Here is a 10,707-nt window from a genome sequence, read left to right on the forward strand (position 1 = left end):
CGTCATCCTCCGAAACCCATGTATTGGATCGCCGGCTCGGGCTCGTCCAGTTCGGGCTCTTCGCGTTCCGGTTTGGGAGCGTCGTTCGCCGGGTTGGCGAACTGCGTGTGGTACAGCTCGGCGTAGAGACCGCCCTGGGCCAGCAGCTCGTCGTGCGTGCCACGCTCCCGGACCCCGCCGCCGTCGATCACGAGGATCTGGTCGGCCTCGCGGATCGTGGACAACCGGTGGGCGATCACCAGCGAAGTCCGGCTGCGCAGGGCGGTCTTGAGCGCCCGCTGGACGGCGGCCTCCGACTCGGAGTCCAGATGAGCCGTGGCTTCGTCGAGCACGACGATCGTGGGCGCCTTCAGCAGCAGCCTGGCGATGGCCAGTCGCTGCTTCTCCCCACCCGACATGCGGTAGCCGCGATCACCCGTGACGGTGTCCAACCCGAGCGGGAGGGATTCGATCAGGTCCCAGATCTGGGCTCCCCGGCACGCCTCGATCAGCTCGTCTTCGGTGGCTGACGGGCGGGCGTAGAGCAGGTTCTCCCGGATCGTGTTGTGGAAGAGGTAGGCGTCCTGGCTGACCACACCGACCGTTTCGCGGAGCGAAGAGAAGCTGACGTCCCGCAGATCGTGTCCGCCGACGCGCACGGTCCCGGAATTCGGGTCGTACAGCCGGGAGACCAGGTGGGTGATGGTGCTCTTCCCCGCGCCGGACGGGCCGACGAGCGCGGTGAGGGTGCCGGCCCGCACATGGAAGTTCACGCCGCGAAGGACCTCCGGCGCCACTTCCCCGCGCTCCCGCTCGCCCTTCAGGTGCTCCAGCGACGCCAGTGAAACCTCGTCCGCCGTGGGATAGCGGAACGACACGTTCTCGAATTCGACGTCCGGCGCCACGTCCTTCTCGAGCTCGACCGCGTCGGGGCGTTCCTGGATGAGCGGCTTCAGATCGAGCAGCTCGAAGACCCGGGAAAAGCTCACCACGACGGTCTGCGCGAGTTCCTGCATCCCGGACAGCTGGGTGATCGGCCCGAACAGCCGTGAGAGCAGGGTGGCGATGGCGACCAGCGTGCCGAGCTGGAACGCCCCGGCGAGCACGAGCTCACCCCCGATCCCGTAGACGAGCGCGGTGGCGAGCGAGGCCATCAGCGCCATCATGACGAAGGCAGTGCGGCCCCAGACCGAAAGGCTCACCCCGATGTCGCGGATCCGTCCGGACCGCTTCTCGTACTCGGCCATCTCCTCGGCCGGGCGACCGAAGAGCTTGGAGAGCATCGCCCCCTGGACGTTGAACCGCTCCTGGAGAAGTCCGCCGAGGCCGGTGTTCGCGTCCATCAGCGCCACGCTGCGCCGCTGGATCACCCGTCCCACCCGGATCCAGGGCACGAGGAAGAGCGGGATCAGCACCAGCGTGATGATGGCGACGAGCCACGAAAGGTAGATCAGCTCCGCCAGCACCACCACGACCATGACCACACCGGTGGCGGCCATGAGCAAACCGGTGAAGTGCTGCTGCGCCATGATCAGTTCCGTGTGCAGCCGACCGACCAGCACCCCGGTCTGGGTGCGGGTGAAGAACGCGATCGGCAGTCGCCGGACGTGGTCGAGCGCCTGCACGCGGAGGTCGTAGGTGATCCCCTCCCCGATCTTCCCGGAGATGTAACCGGACACCAGCGCCAGCACCGCGGCCAGCAAGGCGAGTCCGGCGGTGAGGCAGGCCATCAGGACCACGACCCCGGAATCGTTCTTGACGATGCCGCCGTCGATGAGCTCCTTCAGCAGCAACGGAGTCGCGACGACGATAAGCGCCTCCAGCACGGCGACGAGAACGAAAAGCGCCACCTTGCCGATATGCGGGCGAAAGTAGGTGAGGACGCGGCGCACAGTCCCCTTGTTGACCTTGGTCACCCAGGGATCGGGATCGTCATCACTCTTGTCCACCCCCCCGAAGCGCAACACCACATCCATCCGGTCACCTCTCTCATACGCCAAGTCGGCGATCTCAATCGTGCTTAATCGAGTCGATGTCCACGAGTGGGTCCAAGCGAGCACTTTCGGCACTTGGACGCGGTGGCAACGCTTTTCGCCGCGGAACCCGCTGGCCTAGGCGGAAATCCGGCCTTGGCCGTCCGCGCCGCGCCGCAGCAGATCCGTCACCCGATCCAGGTCGCCGGACCGCAGCGCCGAAGCGGCCGAGGCGAGATCGGCCGCGATCCGATCGAGCACCGCCGCCACCGGGTCGGCGTTCCCAGCGAGAATCATCCGCCACAGCAAGGGATTTCCGGCGGCGATGCGGGTCACGTCGCGCAACCCCTGGCCCGCCAGCGCCAACGTGACCTCGTCGGCGGAGGCCAGCCTCGCCGCCACCGCGGACGCGACCACGTGCGGGGCATGCGACACCAGCGCCACCGCCGAGTCGTGCTCATCCGCGCCGACGACGACGGCCTTCGCGCCGCACAAGGACACCAGTTCTCGCGTGAGCCGTAAGGCGGCCGTACCGGTCGCGGCGCCGGGGCAGAGTGCCCAGGGGCGGCCGGAGAACAGATCGACGCGGGCCGCGGCCGGGCCGGATCGCTCCCGGCCGGCGAGCGGATGCCCTGGCACATAGGAGGTCAGGTCGCAGCCGAGCCGCTCCGCGTCGGCGATCGGATCGGCCTTGACACTGGCGACGTCGGTGTACGCCCGCGCGGCACTCTGTTTCTGCAGTGCTGCCAGCCGCTCCCCGACCAGGTGTGGCGGTACGGCGATCACCGCCAGATCCACTTCCTCGCCGGCCCACCTCCGGCCCGCGCCGAGCTCCCGCGCCAGCCGTACGGCATCCGGGTCGACGTCGGAGAGGTACACGGCCACGTCCTTTTCGCGAAGGGCCAGCGCGGCCGAGGTGCCGATCAGTCCGGTGCCGACGACGAGCGCCTTCTGCAGGGTCACCGCTCTTTCTTAGGCCGCCTCCTTGTCGAAGTCCAGCCGCGAGGACTGGGCATCGACCAGTGCGTCCACTGTGGACTCAAGAGCGGCCGGTGGCCGAACGGCGAGCCGCCGGCCACCGGTACGCCGAGCGCTCATCCCGCGGCCAGATCGGTTGCCCGGTTCTCCAGGTGATCCGCGAAACCCGCCCAGACCCTGGCGTGATCCCTGGCGAATCCGGCGACCACGCCGTACAGATGCGGCGGGACACCGCGCACGATCCGCTCCCATTCCTGCCCGTCGATGGAGTGCATGGTGAGCAGGCGCAACAGGATCCGGCCGACTTCGCTCAGCCGCAGCGCGGGATCGGCCTTGAGGCGCTCCAGCATGGCGAGCCGTTCACGGTCCACGGTCTGGCTGAGGTCCGGCTCCGTCAAACTCAAGGGATGCGGCTTCGTCCGCAATCTCCTGGTCCCGTCCGGGGTCGGGCTCTCGCCACGTTCCAGCCTGCCCCGCACGTCGCGGACCGTCTCCGGGGAGATGCCGACCTGCTTGGCGACCTGACGGAGCGAAAGGCCCGGATCGTTGCGGATGAGCTCGGCGGCGAGTTTCCGCCGCTCCGCACTGTCGACGGGACGGATCCGCCCATCCCGCCCGATCCTCGCCTGGTTCCCGTTTTCTCCTCCACGTCTTCGCAGGTCGGCCACCGTGCCGGCGGAGATCCCCGTCGCCGAGGCCACCCGCCGATCGGACCACTGCGGATGCGTCCCGATGATCTGGACGGCCGCACGTTTGCGGTCGGCGAGCGAAAGCGGCAGCCCATGCCGGATGTTCGCCTCGACCGCCATGACGAAGGCATCCGATTCGGTGCCTTCGATGAACCTCGCCATGATCTTCGTATCGCCTCGAACCCGCGCCACCTTCAACCGGTGCAGGCCGTCGACCACCTGCATCGTCGGTCGGTGCACGAGAATGGGCGGAAGCTCCCACTCTGCCGACAACAGCGTCTCGACGTGCTCCGGATCCTCGCCCGAGGTTCGCGGCGAGCACACGGAAGACAGCCGGGACAGCTCGATTTCGACGACCGGGAGAGCGAGAACGTCGACTCTCGTCGGATCCACCTAGCCCCCAATGATCTGTTATTCGGCAACTTGCGGTACGGCATCGAACCCACGGTCCAACTGCTCAAGCTCCGTGGTTGGACACCGAGATCTCGGCCGGCGCGGGGCCGGCCGCGGGATGGGAGTCCTCGACAGTGAGGTCCCGCGAACACCTTTGACAGACCCGTATGCGCACGGGCCGTTTCCACGGTCCACCCGGTATCCGGAGGCGACGTTGCGCTCCGGTGGAACCACCGGGCCGACCGGTGTCCTCTGCTCGCCTCGGTGCCACGCTTTCGGCGAGACGAGCGCACAACGACATCGGCTCGTCGAGCCGATGTCGGATCGGCTCGACGACGCCGGAGCGCGCTGTGATGCGAGGTCTCAGGACAGGGCCGACCTCGCGTTCTCGGCGAAGGCCAAGCTCAGACCAGTGGTCTCACTGGTTGGTTTCTACGATTTCCTCGCGGTCGCGAGTCACCGTCGCACCCCCTAAGTCCCCAGCAGGTGCGCACATCCCCAGCGATTGCACACACTGTCAGCATGGCATGACCGATCGTTGTCGGCAATTGACGAACAGTGTGATTTCCGCAGTGAGGTCGCCACCCAAGATCATTTTTCGGAACTTTTACTCTTTCTATTGACGCACCAGTCATCCGGTGCGTACAACGCCCTCGCGCGACATCTCCACCTCTCGATGTCACCCCGATTAGCCTGTTCGCAACACTTGTTAGACCGTTCGCGGGTCTTGATTTTCCCCCTTCCCTGAGTATGCGGCGATCCGGTCATATTCCGTCCATCGCGAGTTGTTCACACGAATGGCCGTACCGGTATTCCTTTCGGGGCACCACTGCGTCGAACGGGTGATCATGATGCCGAGGGAGATGTCGGACCCCACAAGCAAAGTAAGGGATGTAATGGTGGACGTAGGCATGAGTGATCCGCGAGGGCGCGACGGGCACGCGCCGACCGACGGGAGGCAACTGATTATCTCCACGATCATGGGATTGACCTGCGACAACACCAGGGTTCGCGCCACGGGGACCGAATGGCTCGGAGCAAGCCGCCAGGGGCGGCTCAGCCGATCCCGCCGAGGGCGCCGAGACGCGGCGACGATGGGCTGGACGTCCATTCACCCGGTCGAGACCGTGCCCGAGCGAGCCGCGCACAGCGATTCCGTCATTGTCCGTTAACGGCTTGACAACGCGGATATCGAGAAACGTTTGTTCAGCGCGCCGACTCCGTCCCGACCGCCGAAACCGGCGAACTTATCCCATCGGGGCCGTTCGCCCGATTATCCGGCAAAGGCGATTGCGCCGACGCGGGTTCCTCAGCGGAGCGGTTCAGTTTTGCCCCGGTACCGAGGGCGCTTCGTCCCACTTGAGACGATAAGGCAAAGGAGTCGTGTTCACGACCGGACCGAAACGAGTCCGATTGTCAAACCACCGGGTCAACGGGGTGCGTGCGCATAGTATGTGACGTTCTGACATGATTCGCCACCCTCCCTTTCCCGGCAGAGGTCAGTGCCGCAATCTCGGGTCGTGGCTCGGGTCGGGCAACATGGGTGGGCACCCGTGCTCGATCGCTTCAGGGCGAAGCTCGTAGTGCCAGGGTTCGTTGCGGTAAATCTGGCACAGCCCGTATGCGGCCCCGTGCTCGGACAGCCACGCCGCGGAAGCGGGCGGTCCGATGTCGGCCGCGCCGCCCGCCACGTGAATGGACCTCTCCGGCGTGGCCACCCACCGGGCGGCCTCCTCTTCGGATCCGTACTTCGCGACAGCGTTGCGACGGAGGCGGTCCTGATACTCCGGGGAGCGCCGGCCACTGTTGACGAAGAGCTCGACTCCGTCGTCCGCGGCGGCTGTCGCGGCCTCGCGCAGGGCGGCGAGGAGACCCGGGTCGAGATTGACCACACCGGGAACCCGGTCGTCGAAAACCGTTGTTCCCTTGGGGATGGCGCCGTGCGCCTCGCCGAGCGCGTCGCGCGGCTCGATGCGGACCAACCGGTAGCCGAACGCCTTGGCGATCGTCGCGACGACGACCCGCGGGCCGGCGGCGAAGGCTCTGAGTGCCCGACGGGGCGCCGCTCCGAGGATGCCGGGGATCCGGCGGGCCCTTGTCCGTACTGGTTCGCTGCGGATCATGCGTCCAGTCAACACCTCGTGCCGTCGCCGGCGCAGGGGTGAGCCCCGGCTCGCGGCACCCGCACACCTGCCCCGGCGTCCGCAAGCCTCGCTCAGAACGCACCCTGCGCGTGGCGCGGCGATTCACATCCACCCGCGAGCGAAGCAGTGTTGATCAACGGAAGATCCGGGACACTCAACGTCCCTGATCTTCCGTTGATCAAGCTCGTGCGGACCGGCGACCCACACCACTGGGTAACCAAATACAAGTCCCTCAAGGAAACCTTCACGGACCTGCCACCCTGACCGGCTATTCGATGGGGAAATCGAAATAGGTGTCCGGGTAGGGCTCGTCCTTCAAGCTGTAATGCCACCACTCGCATTCATAAGCGCTGAACCCGCTCGCCTCCATGATGGCACGGAGGTGGAGCCGGTTCTTCACTTCTTCTTCGGTGATCCCCTCCGCGCCGTGATGCGACACGACGTCCATCACGTCGTGGTCGCCGCCCATGGGAGCGAGTTCACCGGTGTCGAGGCGGTAGATCGTCAGGTCGACGGTGCTACCCCGGCTGTGACCCGATTTCGTTGCCACGTAACCCTTTTCGAACATCTGGGGTCGGTCGATGTTCGGGTAGTGCCGTGCCTTCTTCCGCCCGTCCTCAGGCTCTTCCGCCCAGCGCATGAAACGGTTCACCGCGCGCTGGGGGCGGTACCCGTCCCAGAGAAGCAAGCCGAAACCGAGAGACACGGCTTCGTCCTTCGCTTTTTCCAGTGCCGCGCACAAGGCCTTCGTGCCGACGATGCGGTTCACCAGGTACCCGTCCACCGGCTTGCCGGTGAAGTTGTCCCAGGTGGCGTATTTGGCGTCCCAACGTATTCCGGGGACGACCTCGTCTACGAAGACGAAATCATCCTTCATCCGTTACGACCCGCCAAGGTCAACGCCACCAGCCGGTCGACGACCTCGCCGAGCGGGAGGCCGGCGGCGGCCATCATCCGCGGGTAACGGCTGTAGGAGGTGAGCCCGGGCAGGGTGTTGACCTCGTTGAGCACCACGCTTCCGTCTTCCTTGAGGAACAGGTCCACGCGCGCGAGACCCCGGCAGCCCAGGGTGCGGTAGATGGCCTTCGCCGTCTCCTGGACGAGCGTGCGCGATTCAGCCGGGATGTCGGCGGGAACGATGAAGGACGAGTTCTCGGACCCGGTCTCGGGGCTTTCTTCCTGGTGGATCTTGAAGAACCCGTGGGTCAGCGCGACCCGGTCCACCTCGCCGGCGAACAGGTCGTCGCCGTTGCCGAGAATGGAGCAACCGATCTCGCTGCCGACGACGGCCTCTTCGATCAGGACCTTCGAGTCGAACTCCCGCGCGGTTTCCAGCGCGCTCGCCAGCTCTTCCTTGTTCGAGACCTTGCTGACGCCGAAGGACGAACCCGAACGGGCGGGCTTCACGAAGACGGGGTAGGTGAGCTTGTCGGCATCGACGTCGTTGTCCGACGTGACGATCCAGAAGTTCGGGGTCGCGATTCCCGCGCCGCGGATGACGGCATAGGTGAGGGACTTGTCCATGCACAGGGCCGAGCTCTGGACGTCGCAGCCGACGTAGGGGATGCCGGAGATCTCCAGCAGGCCCTGCATCGCGCCGTCTTCGCCGAACTTGCCGTGCAGGACGGGCAGCACCACGTCGAGGGCGATCGTCTCGTACTTGCCCTCGTCGAGGACCAGCAGGCCGTGGGCGCTCCGGTCCGGGGAAAGCACGACCGGCCGGGTGTCGCCGGACTCCCACTCCGCGCTGGGGCCGTCGCAAAGCTTCCACTCGCCCGCCAGCGTGATCCCGATGTAGTACGGGTCGTACTTTTCGAGGTTCAGGTTCTTCGCGACCTCGACCGCGGACTTGACCGAGACCGGATGCTCTTCGCCGGATCCCCCGAAGATGATGCCGAGTTTCAACTTACCCATGCTGCTTCCCGCTTTCAAATTTCAGGCAATTGACGATAGAGTTTTCAACGGTGTCACGCAGAGCGTGATCCGTGTAATAGGCGGTATGCGGGCTGATGAGGACGTTCGGCAGTTCCTGCAACCGCAGCAATGGTTTGCTTTCGATGTTCTTGTCACTGCAGTCGGCGTAGAAGACCCCCTCCTCTCCTTCGACGACATCGAGCGCCGCTCCGCCCAGTTTTCCGCTGTCCAAAGCCGAGATGAGGGCCTCGGTGTCGATCAGTGCACCGCGTCCGGTGTTGATGATGAACGCGCCGTGCTTCATCTGCTCGATATTGTCACGACCGAGGAGATGATATGTATCCGCGTTGAGCGGCGCATGGAGCGTCACGATGTCGCTCCGCCGCAGTAATTCGTCGAGAGAAACGTAAGTGGCGTCGGTGTTCTGGACCTTGTCGAAAGCCAGTACTTCGCAGCCGAAACCGCGCAGCCGGTCCATCACCGCGACGCCGATGCGCCCCGTCCCGACCACGCCGACGGTCAGGTCACGCAGCTCTTTTCCGCGCACGTCATGCAGTCTGTAGTCGTGGACGTCCGCCCGGCGGATGATGGACTTCGCGTTCCGCAGCGACATCAGCATCAACATCAACGTGAAGTCGGCGACGCTGTCCGGCGAATAAGAGACGTTTCCGACGGTGATGCCGACGCTCTCGGCATATTCCACGTCGATATGGTTGAACCCGATGCTCCTCGTGGAGACATAGGACACACCGGCCTCGCTGAGCGCGAGAAGAGTGGAATTTTCGATTCGGGTTTTATGACCCACGCTGACGCATCGGTTCCCGGCGATCAGTTCGATATTGGCCTCGGATACCGGTTCCGCCACGATGGTCGGCTGCACACCAAAGCGAGGAGCCATCTCCCGGAACAAGACGGCTTCATCCTGTCCGCATCCGTAGATCGTGATCCCCATTACCTCCTCGGCGGAGGGGGACGCGGACGCCAGCGATCGCGTGCGGCTGCCCGCTACCGGTGCTGGTTCGCTGTAGGTCATGCCCAGCAGTGTAAGCAGCGCGCTGTTGCCGACCGGTATGTGGTTCTATACCCCTGGTCACCACCATCGCCGATTACGTTCGAGCGATCGTGCGTCACTGGTGGTCACCGCTATCGGCTCTTCATCCCGCGTCGGCCTTGACCGCGACGATGTGCGCCCACACGAGGCGCGCGAGTTCCTCCGGGGCGTCCCTCGCCACGAGATGGCCCGCGGCCGGAACGCGGGCGACGGTGACCCGGCGGTTGGCCGCGCGCAAGCGGCGCAGATCGGCCTCGCTGAGCGGTGAGTCCCGGCCACCGTGCACCACGAGGATGGGCATGTCCAAGGCGCCGGCCGTCGCGAGCAGGGCGGCGCCTGACCCGAGAACGTCCTCCACGAGCTGGGTGGAGCGGCCGCCGAGGCCGCGGAAGTCCAGCCACGAGCGCACTCGCGCCGGGGCCGGATCCGGGACGACGTCGACCAGCACGAGACAGCTCACCCGGGCCGCGACGGCGGGGTCCGCGAGGGCGGCGATGGCGGCCAGCCCGCCGACCGAGGCGCCGACGAGGACGATCGGCGCCGGTTCACGGCCGATCATCCCGACCACGTCGCGGGCGAGCGCCCGGAGCGTGGTCGCGCGGCCGGTGCTGTCGCCGTGACCGCGCAGGTCGAAGGCCACCGTCCGGAGGCCGTGCCCGGCCAGCACCTCGGCGACCGGCGCCCAGACACCGCGGCGCTCTCCGCCCGCGTGGAGCAGCAGCACTGTCGGACCGGTACCCGTCACCGTGCCCTGCAGGACGACTTCGCCCAGGTCGAGGCGGATTTCGGTGGTCGCTGATCGAGTCATGGGGTCGCTCCCGGGGCCAATTACCTTGAGCTGTCAAGGTAGCTCAACTACCTTGGCACATCAAGGTAGGATGCCGCCCGTGATGACATCCCGAGCCCGAAGGACTCCCGAAGAGGCTCGCCTGCTGATCCTCGACGCGGCGGCATCGCTGCTCGCCGAGTCCGGGGTGCCCGCCGTCCAGATGCGGGCGGTGGCCGCGCGGGTCGGCATGACCGACGCGGGCGTGGCACACCACTTCGGCAACCGCGAGAAACTGCTCGCCGAGCTGCTCCGGCACGGCGGACGCCGCCTCCGGGACGCGCTTCAGGAACTCCTCACCGGCTGGCTGGACCACGACGCCGACCTGCTCGAACTCGTCGAGGCGCTCCATACCCTCTACCAGCGCGGTTTCGGCGAGCTCGCGGTGGCGCTGCACACGGCGGGATGGCGTGACCCGGGCAGCGGCATGCTCGCCCCGGTCGTCGAGGCCCTCCATGGCCTGCGGCGTGACGGCGGTTCACTCGACGACACCCGGCTCGCGGTCGCGGCCCTGCATCAGGCGATGGCGACGGAGGCCTTGTACGGACGCGCCTTCCGGCGCAGTGCCGGCGTCACCGGTGCCGCGTCCGACGATTCAGCCGCCCAGGTTCGCTGGTGGGCCCGCCAGCTCCACCTCGCGCTCGGCCTGGAACCGGTCGGTGACCAGCGGCGGCCCTGACCCACCCTGGTGCGTCAGGGCCGCCGGCCGGTGGGGCAGCGAAGACCCTGGGAAATGAACTCGTCCATCCCGTCGAGTTCA

General features: G+C 66.4%; 10 protein-coding genes. 1 reads left to right on the forward strand and 9 read right to left on the reverse strand.

Annotated features, from left to right (window positions below):
- Positions 1-2 precede the first annotated feature (2 nt).
- The 9 genes from AVL48_RS34020 to AVL48_RS34060 all read right to left on the reverse strand — a co-directional run bounded on the left by AVL48_RS34020 (position 3) and on the right by AVL48_RS34060 (position 9,929).
- Positions 3-1,955, reverse strand: a complete 1,953-nt coding sequence (locus AVL48_RS34020; RefSeq protein ID WP_061981351.1) for an ABC transporter ATP-binding protein — start codon at positions 1,953-1,955, stop codon at positions 3-5.
- Positions 1,956-2,090: 135 nt separating this feature from the next.
- Complete coding sequence (locus tag AVL48_RS34025; protein ID WP_061981350.1) at positions 2,091-2,915, reverse strand: prephenate dehydrogenase; 825 nt, start codon at positions 2,913-2,915, stop codon at positions 2,091-2,093.
- Positions 2,916-2,924: 9 nt separating this feature from the next.
- Entirely contained in the window at positions 2,925-3,050 is a 126-nt protein-coding gene (locus AVL48_RS40645) for a hypothetical protein (protein ID WP_279626625.1), read from the reverse strand.
- Positions 3,047-4,012 carry a ParB/RepB/Spo0J family partition protein gene (locus AVL48_RS34030; protein ID WP_061981349.1) on the reverse strand — a complete coding sequence of 322 codons (966 nt, stop codon included), beginning with the start codon at positions 4,010-4,012 and terminating at the stop codon, positions 3,047-3,049. The genes AVL48_RS40645 and AVL48_RS34030 overlap by 4 nt, the downstream gene beginning before the upstream one ends.
- Positions 4,013-5,511: 1,499 nt before the next feature.
- Positions 5,512-6,135 (reverse strand): D-alanyl-D-alanine carboxypeptidase family protein, encoded by a 624-nt coding sequence (locus tag AVL48_RS34040; protein WP_082857855.1) that lies wholly within the window; start codon positions 6,133-6,135, stop codon positions 5,512-5,514.
- 289 nt (positions 6,136-6,424) lie between these two features.
- Positions 6,425-7,033 (reverse strand): D-Ala-D-Ala dipeptidase VanX, encoded by a 609-nt coding sequence (vanX, locus tag AVL48_RS34045; protein WP_061981347.1) that lies wholly within the window; start codon positions 7,031-7,033, stop codon positions 6,425-6,427.
- The gene (vanA, locus tag AVL48_RS34050; protein WP_061981346.1) at positions 7,030-8,070 is read right to left on the reverse strand and encodes a D-alanine--(R)-lactate ligase; all 1,041 of its coding nucleotides are present in this window, start codon (positions 8,068-8,070) and stop codon (positions 7,030-7,032) included. Before vanA ends, vanX begins: the two co-directional genes overlap by 4 nt.
- Positions 8,063-9,022 (reverse strand): D-lactate dehydrogenase VanH, encoded by a 960-nt coding sequence (gene vanH, locus AVL48_RS34055; RefSeq protein WP_063816515.1) that lies wholly within the window; start codon positions 9,020-9,022, stop codon positions 8,063-8,065. The genes vanA and vanH overlap by 8 nt, the downstream gene beginning before the upstream one ends.
- A gap of 202 nt (positions 9,023-9,224) precedes the next feature.
- Complete coding sequence (locus AVL48_RS34060) at positions 9,225-9,929, reverse strand: alpha/beta fold hydrolase (protein ID WP_061981344.1); 705 nt, start codon at positions 9,927-9,929, stop codon at positions 9,225-9,227.
- 82 nt (positions 9,930-10,011) lie between these two features.
- On the opposite strand from AVL48_RS34060, the gene AVL48_RS34065 reads away from it, so the two are divergent.
- On the forward strand, positions 10,012-10,626 hold the full coding sequence (locus AVL48_RS34065) for a TetR/AcrR family transcriptional regulator (protein ID WP_061981588.1): 615 nt from the start codon (positions 10,012-10,014) through the stop codon (positions 10,624-10,626).
- Positions 10,627-10,707: the final 81 nt, after the last annotated feature.

The organism is Amycolatopsis regifaucium (genome assembly GCF_001613935.1).
GTDB classification, from domain to species: Bacteria; Actinomycetota; Actinomycetes; order Mycobacteriales; family Pseudonocardiaceae; genus Amycolatopsis; species Amycolatopsis regifaucium.

What these genes read in the sequence shown, in the direction of transcription:
- vanH (WP_063816515.1), bottom strand. Translation starts at nt 9,022, where the DNA reads ATGGGGATCACGATCTACGGATGCGGACAGGATGAAGCCGTCTTGTTC.
- vanX (WP_061981347.1), bottom strand. Translation starts at nt 7,033, where the DNA reads ATGAAGGATGATTTCGTCTTCGTAGACGAGGTCGTCCCCGGAATACGT.
- AVL48_RS34065 (WP_061981588.1), top strand. Translation starts at nt 10,012, where the DNA reads ATGACATCCCGAGCCCGAAGGACTCCCGAAGAGGCTCGCCTGCTGATC.
- AVL48_RS34020 (WP_061981351.1), bottom strand. Translation starts at nt 1,955, where the DNA reads ATGGATGTGGTGTTGCGCTTCGGGGGGGTGGACAAGAGTGATGACGAT.
- AVL48_RS34060 (WP_061981344.1), bottom strand. Translation starts at nt 9,929, where the DNA reads ATGACTCGATCAGCGACCACCGAAATCCGCCTCGACCTGGGCGAAGTC.
- vanA (WP_061981346.1), bottom strand. Translation starts at nt 8,070, where the DNA reads ATGGGTAAGTTGAAACTCGGCATCATCTTCGGGGGATCCGGCGAAGAG.
- AVL48_RS34040 (WP_082857855.1), bottom strand. Translation starts at nt 6,135, where the DNA reads ATGATCCGCAGCGAACCAGTACGGACAAGGGCCCGCCGGATCCCCGGC.
- AVL48_RS40645 (WP_279626625.1), bottom strand. Translation starts at nt 3,050, where the DNA reads ATGAGCGCTCGGCGTACCGGTGGCCGGCGGCTCGCCGTTCGGCCACCG.